General features: G+C 34.2%; 20 protein-coding genes and 4 tRNA genes. 1 reads left to right on the forward strand and 23 read right to left on the reverse strand.

The genetic code is table 11. The features are described from left to right. Positions 1 to 34: 34 nt before the first annotated feature. From rpoB to rpsU, 15 genes are all read right to left on the reverse strand, one after another. Positions 35 to 3,847, reverse strand: a complete 3,813-nt coding sequence (rpoB, locus tag B4N66_RS05930) for a DNA-directed RNA polymerase subunit beta (RefSeq protein WP_291093134.1) — start codon at positions 3,845 to 3,847, stop codon at positions 35 to 37. A 265-nt stretch (positions 3,848 to 4,112) separates the two neighbouring features. Then, positions 4,113 to 4,490, reverse strand: coding sequence for a 50S ribosomal protein L7/L12 (gene rplL, locus B4N66_RS05935; RefSeq protein WP_291093136.1), 378 nt, complete (start codon positions 4,488 to 4,490; stop codon positions 4,113 to 4,115). Between the two features lie 62 nt (positions 4,491 to 4,552). Beyond that, positions 4,553 to 5,068, reverse strand: a complete 516-nt coding sequence (gene rplJ, locus B4N66_RS05940) for a 50S ribosomal protein L10 (RefSeq protein WP_248435022.1) — start codon at positions 5,066 to 5,068, stop codon at positions 4,553 to 4,555. A 22-nt stretch (positions 5,069 to 5,090) separates the two neighbouring features. After that, the gene (gene rplA / locus B4N66_RS05945) at positions 5,091 to 5,780 is read right to left on the reverse strand and encodes a 50S ribosomal protein L1 (protein WP_291093137.1); all 690 of its coding nucleotides are present in this window, start codon (positions 5,778 to 5,780) and stop codon (positions 5,091 to 5,093) included. Between the two features lie 13 nt (positions 5,781 to 5,793). Further along, positions 5,794 to 6,231, reverse strand: coding sequence for a 50S ribosomal protein L11 (rplK, locus tag B4N66_RS05950; protein ID WP_112086199.1), 438 nt, complete (start codon positions 6,229 to 6,231; stop codon positions 5,794 to 5,796). Between the two features lie 65 nt (positions 6,232 to 6,296). Then, positions 6,297 to 6,848 carry a transcription termination/antitermination protein NusG gene (gene nusG, locus B4N66_RS05955; RefSeq protein ID WP_112086200.1) on the reverse strand — a complete coding sequence of 184 codons (552 nt, stop codon included), beginning with the start codon at positions 6,846 to 6,848 and terminating at the stop codon, positions 6,297 to 6,299. Between the two features lie 8 nt (positions 6,849 to 6,856). Beyond that, on the reverse strand, positions 6,857 to 7,054 hold the full coding sequence (gene secE, locus B4N66_RS05960; protein WP_129463948.1) for a preprotein translocase subunit SecE: 198 nt from the start codon (positions 7,052 to 7,054) through the stop codon (positions 6,857 to 6,859). 15 nt (positions 7,055 to 7,069) lie between these two features. After that, positions 7,070 to 7,140, reverse strand: a tRNA-Trp gene (locus B4N66_RS05965). Between the two features lie 57 nt (positions 7,141 to 7,197). Continuing rightward, entirely contained in the window at positions 7,198 to 8,385 is a 1,188-nt protein-coding gene (tuf, locus tag B4N66_RS05970) for an elongation factor Tu (RefSeq protein WP_291093140.1), read from the reverse strand. A gap of 53 nt (positions 8,386 to 8,438) precedes the next feature. Continuing rightward, positions 8,439 to 8,510 (reverse strand) — tRNA-Thr (locus tag B4N66_RS05975). 30 nt (positions 8,511 to 8,540) lie between these two features. Further along, positions 8,541 to 8,622, reverse strand: a tRNA-Tyr gene (locus tag B4N66_RS05980). Positions 8,623 to 8,705: 83 nt separating this feature from the next. Continuing rightward, positions 8,706 to 8,779: transfer RNA gene (locus tag B4N66_RS05985), tRNA-Thr, on the reverse strand. Positions 8,780 to 8,870: 91 nt separating this feature from the next. Next, positions 8,871 to 9,173 carry a ribosome hibernation-promoting factor, HPF/YfiA family gene (gene hpf / locus B4N66_RS05990; protein ID WP_291093142.1) on the reverse strand — a complete coding sequence of 101 codons (303 nt, stop codon included), beginning with the start codon at positions 9,171 to 9,173 and terminating at the stop codon, positions 8,871 to 8,873. 34 nt (positions 9,174 to 9,207) lie between these two features. Further along, positions 9,208 to 10,104, reverse strand: a complete 897-nt coding sequence (locus B4N66_RS05995) for a tyrosine-type recombinase/integrase (RefSeq protein ID WP_291093144.1) — start codon at positions 10,102 to 10,104, stop codon at positions 9,208 to 9,210. Between the two features lie 68 nt (positions 10,105 to 10,172). Next, positions 10,173 to 10,367 carry a 30S ribosomal protein S21 gene (rpsU, locus tag B4N66_RS06000; protein ID WP_248435032.1) on the reverse strand — a complete coding sequence of 65 codons (195 nt, stop codon included), beginning with the start codon at positions 10,365 to 10,367 and terminating at the stop codon, positions 10,173 to 10,175. A gap of 209 nt (positions 10,368 to 10,576) precedes the next feature. Between rpsU and B4N66_RS06005 the strand changes: the two genes are divergently transcribed. Beyond that, a complete protein-coding gene (locus B4N66_RS06005; RefSeq protein ID WP_291093146.1) occupies positions 10,577 to 11,644 on the forward strand; it encodes an endonuclease/exonuclease/phosphatase family protein in 1,068 nt (355 codons plus the stop codon). 31 nt (positions 11,645 to 11,675) lie between these two features. Here the strand turns inward: B4N66_RS06005 and B4N66_RS06010 are convergent, their stop codons facing one another. The 8 genes from B4N66_RS06010 to B4N66_RS06045 all read right to left on the reverse strand — a co-directional run bounded on the left by B4N66_RS06010 (position 11,676) and on the right by B4N66_RS06045 (position 19,791). Beyond that, a complete protein-coding gene (locus B4N66_RS06010) occupies positions 11,676 to 12,617 on the reverse strand; it encodes a hypothetical protein (RefSeq protein WP_291093148.1) in 942 nt (313 codons plus the stop codon). A 102-nt stretch (positions 12,618 to 12,719) separates the two neighbouring features. After that, a complete protein-coding gene (locus tag B4N66_RS06015) occupies positions 12,720 to 13,889 on the reverse strand; it encodes an acyl-CoA dehydrogenase family protein (RefSeq protein ID WP_291093149.1) in 1,170 nt (389 codons plus the stop codon). A gap of 35 nt (positions 13,890 to 13,924) precedes the next feature. Next, positions 13,925 to 14,794: a ComEA family DNA-binding protein gene (locus tag B4N66_RS06020; RefSeq protein WP_291093150.1), complete on the reverse strand. Its 870-nt coding sequence runs from the start codon at positions 14,792 to 14,794 to the stop codon at positions 13,925 to 13,927. A gap of 15 nt (positions 14,795 to 14,809) precedes the next feature. Beyond that, positions 14,810 to 16,306 carry an alanine/glycine:cation symporter family protein gene (locus B4N66_RS06025; RefSeq protein ID WP_291093151.1) on the reverse strand — a complete coding sequence of 499 codons (1,497 nt, stop codon included), beginning with the start codon at positions 16,304 to 16,306 and terminating at the stop codon, positions 14,810 to 14,812. 89 nt (positions 16,307 to 16,395) lie between these two features. Then, positions 16,396 to 16,623 carry a PspC domain-containing protein gene (locus B4N66_RS06030; RefSeq protein WP_291093153.1) on the reverse strand — a complete coding sequence of 76 codons (228 nt, stop codon included), beginning with the start codon at positions 16,621 to 16,623 and terminating at the stop codon, positions 16,396 to 16,398. An 8-nt stretch (positions 16,624 to 16,631) separates the two neighbouring features. Beyond that, complete coding sequence (locus B4N66_RS06035; protein ID WP_291093154.1) at positions 16,632 to 17,000, reverse strand: 6-phosphogluconate dehydrogenase; 369 nt, start codon at positions 16,998 to 17,000, stop codon at positions 16,632 to 16,634. A 54-nt stretch (positions 17,001 to 17,054) separates the two neighbouring features. Then, on the reverse strand, positions 17,055 to 18,329 hold the full coding sequence (locus B4N66_RS06040) for a DUF2851 family protein (protein WP_291093155.1): 1,275 nt from the start codon (positions 18,327 to 18,329) through the stop codon (positions 17,055 to 17,057). A gap of 100 nt (positions 18,330 to 18,429) precedes the next feature. After that, entirely contained in the window at positions 18,430 to 19,791 is a 1,362-nt protein-coding gene (locus B4N66_RS06045) for a pyridoxal-phosphate dependent enzyme (RefSeq protein ID WP_291093156.1), read from the reverse strand. Positions 19,792 to 19,990: the final 199 nt, after the last annotated feature.

Raw genomic sequence — 19,990 nt, forward strand, 5'->3', positions numbered from 1 at the left:
CAATATTTGAAACCTGAAACTTGAAACAATACTATTATTCCTCTAATCGGATGTCTAAACCAAGACCTTTCAATTCGTGCATTAAAACGTTGAATGATTCTGGTAATCCCGGCTCCGGCATTGGCTCACCCTTCACGATTGCTTCGTAAGTTTTTGCTCTACCGATTACGTCATCTGATTTTACCGTCAATATTTCTCTTAAAGTGCTGGAAGCTCCGTATGCTTCAAGAGCCCAAACCTCCATCTCTCCAAAACGCTGACCTCCAAATTGAGCTTTACCACCCAATGGTTGTTGCGTAATAAGCGAGTATGGTCCGATAGAACGTGCGTGCATCTTATCATCAATCATGTGACCTAATTTCAACATATAGATTACTCCAACTGTTGCAGCTTGGTGGAAACGTTCTCCGGTTCCTCCATCATATAAATAGGTATGACCAAATCTTGGAATTCCTGCTTCGTCTGTCAATTCATTAATTTGATCGATTGTAGCACCATCAAAAATTGGCGTTGCATACTTTCTTCCCAAATTCTTTCCAGCCCATCCTAACACAGTTTCATAAATCTGACCGATGTTCATACGAGATGGTACACCTAGAGGATTTAATACGATGTCAACCGGCGTTCCGTCTTCTAAGAATGGCATGTCTTCGTCTCTCACGATACGAGCAACAATACCTTTATTTCCGTGACGACCTGCCATTTTATCACCTACTTTCAACTTACGTTTCTTAGCGATGTAAACTTTAGCTAGTTTTAATATTCCGGCTGGTAATTCATCTCCAACAGTAATTGTAAACTTCTCTCTTCTTAACGCACCTTGTAAATCGTTTAATTTGATTTTGTAATTGTGAATCAAATCGTTAACTAATACATTAGTTTCGTCATCGGCTACCCATTGACCTTTTGTTAAGTGAGCAAAATCTTCAACCGCATTCAACATTTTTTGAGTATATTTTTTACCTTTTGGTAAAACTTCTTCTCCTAAATCGTTCATTACACCTTGCGATGTTTTTCCATTTACGATGTTGAATAATTTATCAACTAATTTATCTTTTAATTCGTTGAATTTCACTTCGAACTCCATTTCTAATGAAGCCAAATCATCTTTATCTTTTGTACGCTTACGCTTATCTTTAACGGCTCTTGCAAATAATTTTTTGTCAAGAACAACACCGTGTAATGATGGAGAAGCTTTTAACGAAGCATCTTTTACATCACCCGCTTTGTCACCAAAGATGGCACGTAATAATTTTTCTTCCGGTGTTGGATCTGATTCTCCTTTTGGAGTAATCTTTCCGATAAGAATGTCGCCAGGTTTAACTTCGGCACCAATTCTAATCATACCGTTTTCATCCAAATCTTTTGTCGCTTCTTCTGAAACGTTTGGAATATCATTGGTTAATTCTTCGTTACCTAATTTGGTATCACGAACTTCCAATGAATAATCATCGATGTGGATAGAAGTAAAAATATCATCACGTACAACTTTTTCAGAGATTACAATTGCATCCTCGAAGTTATATCCTTTCCACGGCATAAATGCTACTTTAAGGTTTCTTCCGATTGCTAATTCTCCGTTTTGCGTTGCATATCCTTCACAAAGTACTTGACCTTTAGTAACTCTATCTCCTTTTCTTACGATTGGTTTTAGGTTAATACACGTACTTTGATTCGTTTTTTGAAACTTAATTAATTGATATGTTTTATCATCAGTATCAAAACTTACCATTCGTTCTGCATCAGTACGATCATATTTAATGGTAATTTTCTCAGAATCAACATATTCTACTACTCCACTTCCTTCAGCATTAATTAATACTCTGGAATCAGAAGCAACTTGTCTTTCTAAACCGGTTCCAACAATTGGAGCTTCAGGGCGTAATAATGGTACGGCCTGACGCATCATATTTGATCCCATCAATGCACGGTTCGCATCATCGTGTTCCAAGAAAGGAATTAACGAAGCTGAAATCGATGCAATTTGGTTTGGAGCAACGTCTGTGTAATGAACAACATTTGGTTCAACTACCGGGAAATCACCTTCTTCACGAGCAATAACTTTATCGGCAGTAATTTTTCCATTAGCATCCATTTCAATGTTTGCCTGAGCAATCATTTTGCCTTCTTCTTCTTCTGCACTTAAGTAAATTGGTTCAGATTTTAAATCAACCACACCATTCGTCACTTTACGATAAGGTGTTTCGATGAATCCCATTCCGTTTACTTTAGCATAAACACCAAGCGATGAAATCAAACCAATGTTTGGTCCCTCAGGTGTTTCAATCGGACATAATCTTCCGTAGTGTGTATAGTGAACGTCACGCACCTCGAATCCGGCTCTCTCTCTCGAAAGACCACCTGGTCCTAGGGCAGACAATCTTCTTTTGTGTGTAATCTCAGCCAATGGATTTGTTTGATCCATAAATTGAGATAACTGGTTTGTTCCGAAGAAAGAGTTGATTACCGATGATAATGTTTTAGCATTAATCAAATCGATAGGTGTAAACACCTCGTTATCTCTAACGTTCATTCTTTCGCGGATAGTTCTCGCCATACGAGCAAGACCTACACCAAATTGTGCAGAAAGTTGTTCTCCAACTGTTCTAACACGACGGTTTGATAAGTGATCAATATCATCAATCTCTGCTTTAGAGTTGATTAATTCAATCAAATATTTCACGATAGTGATGATATCCTCTTTGGTCAACACTTGTTTTTCCATTGGGATATCCAAACCTAACTTTTTGTTCATTCTGTAACGACCAACTTCACCTAAGTTATAACGTTGATCAGAGAAGAATAATTTATCGATAATACCACGAGCGGTTTCTTCATCAGGCGGTTCTGCATTACGCAACTGACGGTAGATGTGCTCAACGGCTTCTTTTTCTGAGTTGGTTGGATCTTTTTGTAACGTGTTATGGATAATTGCATAATCTGCTTGATTATTATCCTCTTTATGTAACAAAATAGATTTCACATTAGAGTCGATGATTTCTTCCACATTATCTTTATCGATAATGGTATCACGATCTAAGATGATTTCGTTTCTTTCGATAGAAACTACTTCTCCAGTATCTTCATCAACGAAATCTTCGTGCCAAGTGTTTAACACACGTGCGGCTAATTTACGTCCGATGTATTTTTTTAGTCCTGTTTTTGATACTTTAATTTCTTCTGCAAGGTCAAAGATTTCAAGAATATCTTTATCTCTTTCAAAACCGATTGCACGGAATAAAGTGGTTACAGGTAATTTTTTCTTTCTATCGATATACGCATACATGACGTTATTGATATCGGTAGCAAACTCTATCCATGAACCTTTGAAAGGAATTACACGGGCAGAATATAATTTGGTTCCATTGGCATGGAATGACTGTCCAAAGAAAACACCAGGTGAACGGTGTAACTGCGATACAACAACTCTTTCAGCACCATTGATTACAAAAGTACCGCTAGGCGTCATATAAGGAATAGTACCTAAATATACATCTTGTACTATAGTTTCAAAGTCTTCATGTTCAGGATCTGTACAATAAAGTTTTAGCCTGGCTTTTAATGGCACGCTGTAGGTTAAACCTCTTTCGATACATTCTGAAATAGAATAACGAGGAGGATCTACAAAATAATCTAAAAATTCAAGTACGAAATTGTTTCTTGTATCGGTGATTGGAAAATTTTCCATGAAGGTGTTGTATAGACCTTCGTTGCCTCTTTCGTCGGATTTCGTTTCCAATTGGAAGAAATCCTTAAAAGATTTTACCTGAATATCCAAAAAATCAGGATATTGTGGTATATTTTTAGTTGAGGCAAAATTCAATCTTTCAGTCTGATTTGTTATCATCAATGGACAAAATTTTGATTAAAAAAAAGTAATTTTTTGTGTAATTACACTGTTTAACTTATACTTTCTTTTTTAAAACCGATACATCTCTAAAAATAAATGGTATAATTCATTTACATTTTTTTCTTCGTATCGATCAAAAATTTTTTCGTATATTAAACTAATATGATAATAAAACTTGTTTTAATTTTATTATACGAAAAAGGGTTTAGGCCGTTGGAGGTTAATCCAAGACCTAAACCTAGTTCTTAAAACCTAAGTTAGCTTATTTAAGCTCTACTACAGCTCCAGCTTCTTCTAAAGATTTTTTAAGACCTTCAGCCTCATCTTTAGTTACACCTTCTTTTACATTTGAAGGAGCAGCATCAACTAAATCTTTAGCTTCTTTAAGACCTAAACCTGTTAATTCTTTAACAGCTTTAACTACAGCTAATTTAGAAGCTCCAGCATCTTTTAATACTACTGTAAATTCAGTTTGCTCTTCAGCAGCAGCAGTTTCACCACCACCAGCAGCAGGACCAGCAACTACAGCAGCAGCTGCAGGCTCGATTCCATACTCATCTTTTAAAATTGTTGCTAATTCGTTAACCTCTTTAACTGTTAAGTTAACTAATTGTTCTGCGAATTGTTTCAAATCTGCCATTTTTTCTATCGATTTAAATAGTTTGTAAAATATAATTTATTAAGTGCGTTCTCGCGGGGTTCTTATCTTTCCGATAAGGTTTTAACAATTCCTGCAATTTTGCCACCACCTGATTTAAGAGCGGATACAACATTTTTAGCAGGAGATTGAAGAAGACCGATAATTTCTCCGATAACTTCTTCTTTTGATTTAAGAGCTACAAGTGCATCTAATTGGTTATCACCAATAAATACTGCTTGATAAATATAAGCTCCTTTTAAAAGAGGTTTATCAGATTTCTTACGGAATTCTTTAATGATTTTTGCAGGAGCGTTTCCGTTCTCAGCAATCATTATTGAAGTATTTCCTTTTAATATTGAAGGTAAATCTCCATAATCATTAGCAGAAGCTTCCATTGCTTTTTCCAACAAAGTGTTTTTTACAACATTTAATTGAATACCGGCTTTGAAACATGCTCTTCTTAGATTTGAAGTAGTTTCAGCATTAAGGTTAGAAATATCTGCAATGTAGACAACATTACTATCAGCCAACTGTGCAGTTAAATCTTCAATAACTCTTGATTTTTCTTCTCTAGTCATAATATAATTGTTTAACTACCAATTAAACTGCTTTAGGATCTAAAGCAATTGCAGGACTCATAGTACTTGACAAGTGAATAGACTTGATATAAGTACCTTTAGCTGCAGTTGGTTTCATTTTGATTAATGTTTGAATAATTTCGTGAGCATTATCTACAATCATGTCTGCATTGAAAGAAATTCTTCCAATTCCGGCATGAACGATTCCGGTTTTGTCAACTTTAAAGTCGATTTTACCAGCTTTCACTTCTTGAACAGCTTTTGCAACATCCATAGTTACTGTACCTGTTTTAGGGTTTGGCATTAAACCTCTAGGTCCTAATATACGACCTAATGGACCTAATTTACCCATAACAGCAGGCATTGTGATGATTACATCAACATCTGTCCAACCGTCTTTGATTTTTTGTAGATATTCATCTAAACCTACATGGTCTGCACCAGCAGCTTTAGCTTCCGCTTCTTTATCTGGGGTAACAAGTGCTAAAACTCTAACATCTTTACCAGTTCCGTGTGGTAATGCAACCACACCTCTTACCATTTGATTCGCTTTTCTAGGATCAACTCCTAATTTTACTGCGATATCAACAGACTCATCAAATTTTGCAGAAGCAACTTCTTTTAATAATGCAGAAGCATCTTTTAAAGAATACAATTTGCTTTTTTCAATTTTTGCTGCAGCCTCTTTTTGCTTTTTTGTCAATTTTGCCATGTCTTTCTTTTAATTAAAAAGGAGCTACTCCTGATACTGTTATACCCATAGAACGAGCTGTTCCTGCTATCATACTCATAGCAGCCTCGATAGTAAATGCATTTAAATCTACCATTTTGTCTTCGGCAATTGTTCTAATTTGATCCCAAGTAACGCTTGCTACTTTTTTACGATTTGGTTGACCTGAACCTGACTTTAGCTTTGTTGCATCCAATAACTGGATAGCAGCGGGTGGAGTTTTTACAACAAAATCAAACGATTTGTCTTTGTACACTGTAATCTGTACTGGTAAAACTTTGCCGGGTTTATCTTGAGTTCTCGCATTAAATTGCTTACAGAACTCCATGATGTTAACTCCAGCAGCTCCCAAAGCAGGTCCGACCGGTGGCGAAGGATTCGCGGCACCTCCCTTTACTTGTAGTTTAACTACTTTACTAACTTCTTTAGCCATTGTGTTTTAAAAAATTTAGCACATCTCAGTTGGAAGCAAGATGCGGTTTATAATAATGTAACAAATTATACTTTTTCTACTTGCATAAAACCTAATTCTAAAGGTGTTTTTCTTCCGAAAATTTTCACCATTACTTCAAGTTTACGCTTGTCTTCATTTATTTTTTCAACTGTTCCGTTGAAACCGTTGAAAGGACCGTCAATAACTTTTATTGTTTCACCAATATTGAACGGTATATTTTGAGTATCGGCAGTAACAGCCAATTCATCTACTTTTCCTAACATTCTGTTTACTTCAGATAAACGCAAAGGCACAGGGTCTCCACCTTTAACTTCACCTAAAAAACCAATTACTCCTGTAATAGATTTAATAATGTGTGGAATTTCACCAATCAAATTAGCTTCAATCATCACATAGCCAGGAAAATAAACTTTATCCTTTGCTATCTTTTTGCCATCTCTTACTTGCACTACTTTTTCGGTAGGAACTAAAACCTGAGCAATATGATCTGCTAATTGAAGACGATTAATTTCGTTTTCGATGTAAGTTTTAACCTTATTCTCTTGGCCACTTACAGCTCTAACTACATACCACTTTTTTAAACTACTATCAGCCATAACAGATATTATCCTTTTATCAAATTAAAAAATCCTGATATTGCTTTTCTGAAAACTTCATCAACACCCCATGTAGCAAGTGAAAATACAATTGTAAATACTGCTACAATAATTGTTAGACGTTGTACTTCAGCCCAAGGTAACCACGTTACATTAGTTTTAAGTTCTTGAAATGCTTCTGTTATATAGTTAACAACTTTTGTCATTATAATTGATTTTTGCACGGATGGAGAGATTCGAACTCCCATCAACGGTTTTGGAGACCGCTATTCTACCCTTGAACTACACCCGTTTGTTAAAAGCCAGTCATACTCCGAAGAACATGAACTGGCTTTATATAATATATGAATTAGTCAACGATTTCAGTAACCTGACCAGCACCAACAGTTCTACCACCTTCACGGATAGCAAAACGTAATCCTAGGTTAAGAGCGATTGGGCTCAACAAAGTTACGTCGATAGTTAAGTTATCACCTGGCATTACCATTTCAACTCCAGCTGGTAAAGAAATAGTACCAGTTACGTCAGTTGTTCTTACGTAGAACTGTGGACGGTAGTTATTGTGGAATGGTGTGTGACGACCACCTTCTTCTTTTTTCAAAATATAAACCTCAGCTTTGAATTTAGCGTGTGGTTTTACTGAACCTGGCTTACAAATTACCATACCTCTACGGATATCAGCTTTGTCAATACCTCTCAATAAAAGACCTACGTTATCTCCAGCTTCTCCTCTATCAAGGATTTTACGGAACATTTCAACTCCAGTTACTGTAGAAGTCAATTTATCTGCACCCATACCGATGATTTCAACTGGATCTCCAGTGTTCGCAACTCCTGTTTCGATACGACCTGTAGCAACAGTTCCACGACCAGTAATTGTAAATACATCTTCAACAGGCATCAAGAATGGTTTTGCATTGTCACGCACTGGCTCTTCGATCCAAGCATCAACTGCATCCATTAATTCCATGATTTTGTCAACCCATGCAGCATCTCCATTTAATCCACCTAAAGCAGATCCTTGGATAACTGGACCATTATCTCCATCATAATCATAGAAAGATAATAAGTCTCTGATTTCCATTTCAACTAGCTCTAAAAGCTCAGCATCATCAACCATATCCACTTTATTCATGAATACTACGATTCTTGGAATACCTACCTGACGACCTAAAAGGATGTGCTCACGTGTTTGTGGCATTGGACCATCAGTAGCAGCAACTACTAAGATAGCACCGTCCATTTGAGCAGCACCAGTAACCATGTTCTTAACGTAATCCGCGTGACCTGGACAGTCAACGTGTGCGTAGTGACGGTTAGCAGTTTCATACTCTACGTGTGAAGTATTAATAGTAATACCTCTTTCTTTTTCTTCAGGAGCGTTGTCAATTTGATCAAACGATTTTGCTTGACAGTAACCTTTATCAGACAATACTTTCGTAATTGCTGCAGTTAAAGTAGTTTTTCCGTGATCCACGTGCCCAATAGTTCCAATATTAAGGTGTGGCTTGTTACGATTAAAATTTTCTTTTGCCATTTTAATTAATTTAAATCTTAGTTATATAATAGTGTTTAATTCTTACAATTTTGAGCCAATGACGGGAATTGAACCCGTGACCTCTTCCTTACCAAGGAAGCACTCTACCCCTGAGCTACACCGGCAAGAAATTAATCTTTTCAATTTAAAATTTGTGGGGAGAGCAGGATTCGAACCTGCGAAGATGTAATCAGCGGATTTACAGTCCGCCCTCGTTGGCCGCTTGAGTATCTCCCCTCAAAATTTTTAAACTTTTAAATGAACGTAAATGCTTTAGAATCTTATTCTTACAAAACATTTTCTTATCAATCTTTCAATTGAGCCGATAGAGGGACTCGAACCCACGACCTGCTGATTACAAATCAGCTGCTCTAGCCAGCTGAGCTACACCGGCGTTACTCAATAAAAAAAGTCCGCTATTTCTAACGGACTGCAAATGTATAGAATTTATTTGTCAATCAAAACATTTTTTAAAAAAAATTATACTATATATGTGTTCTGATTTTTTCTTTCCTTTTTAAAAGCAAACGTTCTAATGCTTCGGTAGAAGAATCAACTGCTTCTTCAAACGTTTTGCATTGTTTTTTTACCATAAAATCGTCTCCCGGAACATGAATTTTAATCTCAACAATTTTATTTTCTTTCTCACTGGTAGATTCTACCTTTAAAAAAACATCGGCTACAACTACTTTGTCATAATATTTTTCCAATTTATCCATTCTTTCTTGAATGAAATCTACTAACTTTCCGTCAATATTAAAGTTTACAGCATTAACATTTACCTTCATAATCTAATTTTTAAGGTTAAACAAACTTAAAGAATTATTTTTGGTTTCGAGGATGAGCATTTCCATATACTTTTTTTAACTCTGCTAAACTACTATGCGTATAAACCTGAGTTGAGGCCAAACTCGAATGTCCTAATAATTCTTTAACCGAATTCAAATCTGCTCCGTTATTTAATAAGTGCGTTGCAAACGTGTGCCGCAAAATATGAGGGCTTTTTTTTACCTTCTCGGAGACATTACTAAAGTACATATTTATTAATCGATACACAAGTGTATCATTCAATTTAACACCTTTTTGTGTTAAAAATAATTTGTCCGAATCTTTAATTTCCTGAAGCTGATTGCGTTGAACAATATAACGCTGCAATTGGTTGGTAATGATCGGCAACAAAGGAATAATTCGTTCTTTATTTCTCTTACCTAACACTTTTAACGTTGCATTTGAAAAATCTATTCCGCTTAAATTCAGATTAATTAATTCGGTTCTTCTTATTCCTGTTGTATAAAACAAATCGATAATGAGTTTGTCGCGAACGCCTTCAAATCCATCCGGATAAACAATTTGATTCAAAACCAAATCTACTTCTTTTTCCGAAAAGGGAATTTGAATTTTTTTTGGTGTTTTTAAAGCTTTGTGTTTTAATAACGGACTTTGTTCAATTTGCTTGATTCGCAACAAAAATTTATAATAACTTTTTAAGGAAGAAATTTTTCGGTTTACAGATGAAGCGGAAATGTTAGCATCGACTAAAGAAACGATCCAACTTCTGATTTGTGGATAAACGACTTTGTCTATAGAATCTTGTTCAAAATGAATTTTATTGAATGATTCAAATTCTGCTATATCATTTAAATAAGCCTTTACAGTATGCAAAGAATAATTCTTTTGCATTTGAAGATAATCGCGAAAAGCTTGTTGATTGGATTGCATAAAAAAACCGTTAGCCTCAAAGTTACAAAACTTCTCAAACTAACGGTTTGTTTTTATAAAAAATGCTATTACATTTCTACACTGTCACGCAATGTTTGAATGTACTGAGCTTTTTGAACTTGTGCTCTTTTGACAATAGATGGTTTAATAAAAGCCTGACGTGCTCTTAACTGACGAACAGTTCCTGTTTTATCAAATTTTCTTTTGTAGCGTTTTAACGCTCTGTCGATATTTTCTCCGTCTTTAATTGGTATAATTAACATAATCTAGACACCTCCTCTCATTTAGGGTGCAAAAGTAACAATTTATTTGAAATAGAAATAAAGTTAATTGATTTATTTTTTTAGAGGTACATAAAATGAATTGCTTACCTATTAATAGACGGGCCATATATAATTCCCAAACAAAAATTACTTCGATTAGAGTTAACCGGACTTTTTTTAGTATTTTTCAGTTTTAAAATTAAAAAAATATGTGGTTTTGTATTTTGTCTTCTATTTTAATTGTTTCCAGTTATCTTCCATTAATTCAAAATCCGCACTGGTTCTTCAGGTTTTTTGAATTTGGAAAATTGCAATTATTATTCTTGTTGACTTTAACTTTAATTGGCGGATTACTTTTTGTCGAAAAATATACAAGCACAACTATACTTTTTATTTGTCTTACGTCATTGACCATAATATACCATATCAAAGATTTATATCCTTATTCTACTTTTCATTCGATACCAAAAAACAGAAAGACGAAATCAAGTTCTAACACAATTAGCATTGTTTCGGCTAATGTTTATCAAGAAAATAATGATTATTCTCAATTTATTAAAATGATTGAAAAACACAATCCCGATTTATTTTTGACGATGGAATCGAATAAAGATTGGGAAAATGCACTTTCACATTTTGACACATCCTATCCTTTTCACGTAAAAGTTGCTTTGGAAAATACGTATGGAATTCATTTGTTTTCACAATTTGAAATTCTTTCGCACAAAGTTCATTATTTTGTAGCTGATGATATTCCGTGTATTGAAGCTCGCATGAAATCTAAAGATGGATACGTTTTTAATTTTTACGGAGTTCATCCTCCACCGCCAAGTCCAACCGAAGAAGACACTGCCAAAGAACGTGATGGAGAACTTTTAAGTTTGGCAAAAGTTGTCAAGACAAAGAAAGAACCTTGTGTGGTTGTTGGTGATTTTAATAATGTTGCTTGGGCAAAATCTTCCTTACTATTTAGAAAAACCAGTGAATTAATTGATGCTCGTGTGGGAAGAGGATTGTTTTCTACTTTTCACGCGAAATATTGGTTTTTCCGCTTTCCGATTGATTTGTTTTTTCATTCTACCGATGTTTTTGTAGATGAATTAAAAACGTTGGACTATTTCGGTTCTGATCATTTTCCGATATTTAGTTCGTTTTACATCAACAAAAAAAATCACGACCAAGAAGAAATGGTTGAAAAACTTGAAAATGGAGAACACAAAGAAATCAATGAAATTATACAAAATGGCAAAAATGAAAAAAGCGATAACCGTGATTGATTTTCGCTTTCCTGAACCAAATAATTTTTAGTTATTCAAAAAAGTAAGTAGTGGTTTCAGTATTTTGACCGGTAAATTCTTCTGTACTAATTTGTGTAGTTTTTACTTTGCTTTGAATGAAGTTTTGATTATTCACAGTTATAGTTCCTTCTAACGACTGACCTACCGACAAATTGAAATTATTGTTTGAACGACCATAACTCTCCGCATTAAAATAAGAAGAATTGTAATTTGGGGTCGAAAATTGTTCGGCACACATTACTAAATAATTTAATTTCCCAAAAGATGAAAGATGCAAAAAACTGCCTGTGTTGATAATTGGTGAATATTCATAAGTAGTGGTCACATCCGGAAATTGTGCCGATATTAAATTATTATTTTGATAAACAAAATTATTTTCATTATCCATCACACCATCAAAATTATTATCTCTTCCTGCTTTTATGATATTTTGATTTTGATCGAAATGAACTATATGCCTAAAAAGTGCTTGGGCGGAAGGATTTAGATGCGATTCGGTTAACTTCTCAAAATAAACAACATTTTGGGATGGATTAACAACTCTATAATTTAAAACTCCTCCTAAGAAATGTTTATCCATAGCTACCACTAAATTATTTTCATAAAAAAAATCATATTTTACATCGATTTCTGGACCACCGTAAATAATATAACTCTTTATTCTACCTGAATTATCATAAATGTATTCGTAAGCCAAATGAACTCCATTACTAGTTCCATTAACAAACGTTTCAGAAGTCACTGTTGTTATTTTGTTATTTACAATAATTCCTGTATTAATCTTTTTGTAGCTTTGGATATCCGGATGATCTTCATAAATTGATTCTGTCACAAATGTGTAACCTGTAATCGTCTGATCAGTAGATTGATTTAAAGTATTTCCATTCTCTTCTGAACAAGAGAAAATCAAAAATACTGAAACAAAAAGATAAATAAAATGTTTAGTCTTCATATAAGTTAAATTTTATAACACAACGACTAAACTTACTAATTTATTACAAAAGCCTTACAAAAAATAGTGTAAGGCTTTAAATTTGCTGTAAACTATTTGAAATTATTCCACTGCGGGTTTATAATTTTGTTTATCAATAATCATTTTTGATAAAATCTCTTTCAAGATTTCAGAAGTTCCACCGCCAATTGGTCCCAAACGACTATCTCTCAATAATCTAGCTAAAGGATATTCTTCCATGTAACCATAACCACCTAACATTTGAAGACAACTATAAATGGTTTCATCAGCTACTTTAGTTGATTTTAATTTAGCCATGGTGGCTTCTTTCACCACATATTCGCCTTTATTCAATCGAGCAACTGCAGCATAATTAAAAATCTTACAGTGTTCAACATCTGTAGCATGTTCAACAATGGTGTGTCGTAAGGCTTGAAACTTATCGATTGTGCGTCCAAAAGCTTCGCGTTGCGACATATATTCTATAGTATATTCGATGGCATATTCAGCTCGTGCATGAGCATTGATCGCCATGATTAATCGTTCTAACGCAAAATGTTGCATGATGTATGGAAAACCTTTTCCTTCTTCTCCCATTAAATTTTCCAAAGGAATTTCAACATTATCAAAAGAGATTTCTGCAGTATCGGATGCTCTCCACCCTAATTTATCTAATTTAGTTGCAGAAATACCTGGTGTTTTGGTATCTACTAAAAAAACACTAATTCCTTTGTTGCCAAGATTTGGATTTGTTTTAGCACATACCACATAATAATCAGCATAAATTCCATTGGTAATGAATGTTTTAGATCCATTAATTACATATTTATCTCCTTTTTTGATAGCTGTTGTTCTCATTCCTGCTACATCACTACCTCCAAAAGGTTCAGAAATACATAAGGCTCCAATTTTATCACCGGAAATACTTGGTGCTAAATAATCTTGTTTAATTTGTTCATCGCCTTCTGCATTCAAATGCGTCATTGCTAAATAGGAATGTGCCCACATGGCAGCAGCAAAACCGGATGACTTAATTTTTTGTAGTTCTTCTAAAAAAATAACTGTGTAAAATAGGTCTAAATTCATTCCACCATACGCTTCAGGATAAGTTAATCCGAAAAAACCCATGTCGCCAAATTTTTTCCAAATAAATCGCTCAATAGTTCCTGTTTTTTCCCATTTTTCAATATGAGGAACAACCTCTTTTTGTAAAAAATCGCGTAAAGTTGCTCTAAATAATTGATGCTCTTCCGTAAAGTATTCTGAATTCATAAAATAAAATTATTTGCTTAAAATGTCTAATTTTTTTAGAATTCCAAATATAAGGCTATAATTTTGATTTTTTCGCTAGGCAAACCTTTAATTTTTGTTAAATCCTCAATATTTTTAATTTCACCATTCATACTTCGATGCGTTACAATCTCTTTTGCAATGGAATAATTAAAGTAGGGGAATTTAGCAAGTTCTTTAACCGAAGCATTGTTAATATCAACCTTACTAATTTTAGGTTCAGCTGTTACTATGAAGTGTTTATTGAGGTTTTCTACAACTTCCGGACTTAATCCCCAAATAAATTGCATTTGTTCCATCGAGACAAAACCACCAAGACTTTCTTTTTGTTTTAAAATTCTTTCAGACAAAGCCGGACCAATTCCATAAACCTTAATTAGATCTTCTTGCGTTGCCAGATTAATATCAACTTTTACAATTGGCTTTTTGTTCTCGAACTTATTATTTGAATAAGAAGTATATTGCTTTTTGGGTTGATTTACCCAATCTGGAAATTTAAAATAAGGCGAAATTGCATTTAGCAAACTATCTGAAACACCGGTTACAGTTTGAAATTCTTTAGCTGAATTAACATATTTATTTTCTTTTCGAAAGGCAAAAAGTTTGTCTAATTCTTCTACTGACATTCCTAATTTATATCCTTTATAATCGGTAATAAAGTTTGGATTGAATGGATAAATAACTGGTTTCGTACTATTGTCTGAATTCTTTAAGCTGTCAATAACGGGTTGCATTGCCAACCATTCTTGATTAACGTCATTCGTTTTTGGATTTGGTTTTGAAATCCAAAAAAAATAACTTAACTGAACTATAATTATGAGGAGAAACAACGAAAAAATCCCATTTCGCTGTTGTTTTGACAAACGGAAATAGGATTTAAGTTTCATAAGATGAAATTAATATTATTCATATTTTTTGATTTCTCCGGACTTTAGCCTTTTGAAATAATCTTTCAAATCATCTTTCACTTCACTGGAAAGGAAATATAAACCTAATATATTTGGAAACGCCATTCCTAAAATCATCATATCTGAAAAATCTATCACAGCTCCTAAACTCGCGGAAGCTCCTAAAACGACAAAAACTAAGAAAAGAGCTTTATATAGATTTTCCATTTTCTTAGTATTTCCGAACAAAAATGTCCATGATTTCATTCCGTAATAAGACCATGAAATCATCGTTGAGAAAGCAAAAAGTACAATTGCAACTAATAAAACATATTTAAACCAAGGCAAAACACTACTAAATGCCGCTGATGTTAATGCAGATCCTGTCATTCCTTGTGTATCTTCAGCATAACCGGTAAAAATTAGCACTAAAGCTGTCATAGTACATACAATTATAGTATCTACAAAAGGCTCTAATAAAGCAACAATACCTTCACTTACAGGTTCATCTGTTTTTACAGCAGAGTGAGCGATGGCGGCTGATCCCACACCAGCTTCATTTGAAAAAGCTGCACGCTGAAATCCTACGACTAAAACACCAACAACACCTCCTGTAATACCATCAGCAGTAAATGCTCCTGAAATTATATCACCAAAAGCATCACCTATATGAGCAAAATTTACGAATATAATTATTAATGAGGTGATGACATATATTCCCACCATGAAGGGAACAATTTTATCGGTAACTTTTGCAATTTTCTTGATACCTCCAATAATTACTATCCCCACAAAAAAGGCCACAACCAAACCATACCAAAATCCTTTTCCTTCAAAAACAGGAAAAACATTGGACAATTGTGCAAAAGATTGATTCGCTTGAAACATGTTTCCTCCTCCAAATGAACCACCTATAGCTAGAATTGCAAAAGCTACTGCTAAAACTTTTCCTAAACCGGCATATCCTTTTCTTCGTAGACCTTCTGAAAGATAGTACATTGGTCCTCCTGAGACTTCGCCTAAATCATTTAACTTTCTGTATTTAACCCCTAAAGTACATTCTACAAATTTGGAAGACATTCCTAAAAATCCAGCCAAAATCATCCAAAATGTTGCACCTGCTCCACCTAATGAAATCGCAACAGCTACTCCGGCAATATTACCAAGACCAACTGTCCCGGAAAGTGCAGTAACTAAAGCTTGAAAGTGCGAAACTTCTCCTTCATCACCCGGTTTATCATAATCGCCTCTAATTAATTGGTATGCATGTTTAATACCTTTCAGGTTAATAAAACCCATATAAATAGTAAAAAAAGTAGCTCCAACAACAAGCCATAAAACTACCAAGGGCATGTCAAATCCAAATGCTTCCATCGGTTTGTAGAAGAAAATTCCTGACATAAAATCTACAACAGGTTTTATAACGTCATTTATCTTTTCATCTAATCCTTTTTCTTGACTAAAAGCAATAATTGGTAATAATAAAGTGAAAATTGAGAGTAACTTTTTCATAAAGTTAATTTTGGTTAAAATTTTAGTTAAGCAAGATGCAAAAAAAATTGCGTTTAAAAAAAGCATCGCACATTTTTTTTTGAAATTTGCTATAAATCAAATACTGAACTTCGCTTTGTATATATCATATCTTTCAATTTTAACCAAAAAGCAAATGTTAAGTAAACTCCAAACCAAAGTCCGACAGTAACAAAGGAAATGTAAATAAAAAACAATCTCACACTTGTTGCTCTCATTCCTAATCTATCGGCTAATCTTGAAGATACATGAAAACCGTGTTTTTCAAAAAAAAGTCTGATGGAAGTGATCCAATTCATCAAAAAAATTATTTTGGATTAACAAAAGGTGATTGTTCTTCTTCAACTGCAGTAACAAAATATCGCGTGTCTCCCCACCATGAAAACGTTTTATATCGTTCAACATAAGTGAGTTTAACATATCTACCTTGCAGATTTTCCATTTTTGTGATTACTTCTTTTTCTTTGGATGGAACAGTAAACTGAAAGATTTGTGCACCGGAAATTCCTTGACTCATTTCTCCTTCCCATGTTTTGAAAGTGACTCCTTTTTTACTGAATTTGATTAATTCGCCAGAACGAACACCTTCTGAATAAGGGACATAATAGATAAATGCAAAGTATCCGAAGAAAGCGACTACGAATAAAACAATAAAGCGAATAAAATATTTTTTCATTTTTTGTCCAAAGGATTTTTTAACAGTATTATTTTCCATAAAGCTATTTTTTTTTTAAGAAGTAAAGTTAATCAACTTTTGTCCAATTGCACAATTCAGACATCTATTTGTGTTGCAATATTCTTTTTTTAGTTGAAGAACTGCTTGTGAATGATAACTATTTGTTGAAACTAAACCAAAATGAGCAAATTTTTCAATGATTGTATTTTTTTCTGATGCAATTTCAGATGCTAAAGCGATGAGTTCTTCCGGATTGATATTTCCGTTTGAGTGACCATACGCGAATTTAATAGGAAGAATGCAATTCAATATAAGTAGGTCTATAAAATTTTTAGACAATTTTTTGTTCTTTTTTAGATGTGGTTTATCAAAAACATAATGTGATTTCCAATATTCAGAAATAGTAGAATTGAAAAAAGGATAAATTTCTTGTGTAGAATTAGCTTTGACAATTAATTGAAAAAAGTGCTGGTGCTGCACTATTAAATGAGCCAACTGAGCTAATCGGATGGATGGAAAATTATCCGGTCGATGTTTAAAAAATTGAACCGGTTGAAAAAAATTACTATCTAATTGATGTTTATGTTTGAGATAATCCCATCTCTTTTTCAAATCATTATAATATGAATCTTCATTATCCTCTTCAAGAAGTCCGGTTGAACCGAAAAAAAGTGCTTCAATATTTTCTACTTTAACTCTTTCCTTTTTAATAACAGAATAAGGCAGAGATTCAGCCATTTTTAAAAAAGCTTCCCCATTGGTATTGAGTCCAAAACTTTTTGCCAACAATTGAAAGAAGGTCGCTTCCCAATCAAATGTATTTTTTTGAAGAAGAATTTCAACTTCATTGGCTTTTTTTTCCAAACGTTCAAAAAACAAACGTTCAATCCAATTGGAAATCGTAAAACCATCAATAGTTGATAATTGATTTTCACAATTTATCCACGCTTTTTGAGTGAACAATTGGCTATATTGCTGTAAAACTTCATTCGAAACATGTTGCTTAAGTTCTAGCACCGGAATAACCGTATTATTTTTTCGAAATACATCGGTGTCATGTTCCCAAACTACATGAAGAATTACGTTATCATAATTTCCATCGGTTTCATGGTGATGCACATACCAATCGGAAGATTTTAAGTGAATTTCAATATTTCCAGCCCATTTCTGATTATCGATGATAATCTGAGCATTAAAAAAATCGGGGCCGGCTTGTTGAATATAATAACCTGAGTGAATAATTGTGAGTTCTTGACCGGAAACGGTTTTGAGATTGGTAAAGGCAAACTTTTTGTATTGCCAAACATAATGGAGAAAATCTTCTTTCATGGCGTGTATTTAAAAATTATGGCGTAAATGGTAATGCTAAAGTAATAAAAAAATCCAACCTGAAAAAGATTGGATTTTGAAATTTATGATTTTAAATAATCTATTTTATAGAACTAATGATATCGTGCTTGGTAATAATATGGTATTTCCCGTTTTCCAATTGAACCAAAACGGCTTGATTGTCTTTGTTGATAAGCTTGGAAACTTCTTCTACCGGTGTGTTTTCTTGCACAATCGGATACGGTTTCCCCATGATTTCGCGAATTGGTTTTTCGGCAATATTCTTATCTGAAAAGTAGCTTTTGAACAAATCTGATTCGTCAATGGAACCCACAAAACCAGTAGTATCAATAACAGGAATTTGCGAAATATTGAATTTTTTTAATCGATCGATTGCATGCGAAACTAATTCTTCTGTGCGAACAATAACTAATGATTTATCTTTGTGTCCTTTGATTAAATCGATGGCTGTTGTAATTTCTTCATCTAAAAATCCGCGTTCACGCATCCAATCGTCGTTGAACATTTTGCCTACGTAACGGCTTCCTGAATCGTGGAACAAAACCACGACAACATCTTCAGGTTTAAAATGTTCTTTTAATTGCAAAACACCTTTTATTGCAGATCCAGCTGAGTTTCCAACAAAAATTCCTTCTTCTAAAGCTAATCTTCTGGTGAAAACAGCGGCATCTTTATCGGTTACTTTGGTGAAACCATCGATGAGCGAAAAGTCAACGTTTTTTGGTAAAATATCTTCTCCGATTCCTTCAGTGATATAGGAATAGATTTCGTTTTCGTCGAAAATTCCTGTTTCATGGTATTTTTTAAAGACTGATCCATACGTATCAACTCCCCAAATTTTCACGTTTGGATTATGTTCCTTTAAGTATTTTGCTACTCCGGAAATGGTTCCGCCTGTTCCTACTCCAACTACAAAGTGTGTTACTTTACCTTCGGTTTGTTCCCAAATTTCGGGACCGGTTTGTTCGTAATGTGCAATTGCATTGGATGGATTGTCGTATTGATTCACGTACCATGAATTTGGAATTTCTGTTCCTAATCGTTTGGAAACGGAATAATACGAACGTGGATCAGTTGGTTCTACATCGGTTGGGCAAACGATTACTTTGGCTCCAACAGCACGAAGAATATCCATTTTTTCTTTGGATTGTTTGTCGGTAATTACACAGATTAGTTTATAGCCTTTAACGATTGCTCCTAATGCCAAGCCCATTCCGGTGTTTCCTGAAGTTCCTTCGATGATGGTTCCGCCCGGTTTTAAACGACCGTCTGCTTCTGCATCTTCGATCATTTTGACTGCCATGCGATCCTTTACGGAGTTTCCGGGGTTGAATGTTTCTACTTTGGCAAGCACTAAACAATCTAATTCTTGGGTAATTTTGTTGATTCTAACAAGCGGTGTGTTTCCGATTGTTTCTAATATATTTTTTGCGAATTTCATTCTATTTGTTTTTCGGGTGTAAAGATAAGGATTTTTGGATTATTCGATTGTTGGATTTTTCGATTGTTGGATGGTTGGACTTTTGAAATGGTATTTTTTGATGGTTGGCTGCTAGCCCCGACAGGAGCGGCATCCTTTTGCAAAGCAAAAGATAGAGCGGATGGCGGGAATATGGAGGGTTGAAAAAGCCCGAGCCTTT

Origin of the sequence: Flavobacterium sp. UBA2787 (assembly GCA_002352205.1) — a bacterium.
Taxonomy (GTDB): domain Bacteria; phylum Bacteroidota; class Bacteroidia; order Flavobacteriales; family Flavobacteriaceae; genus Flavobacterium.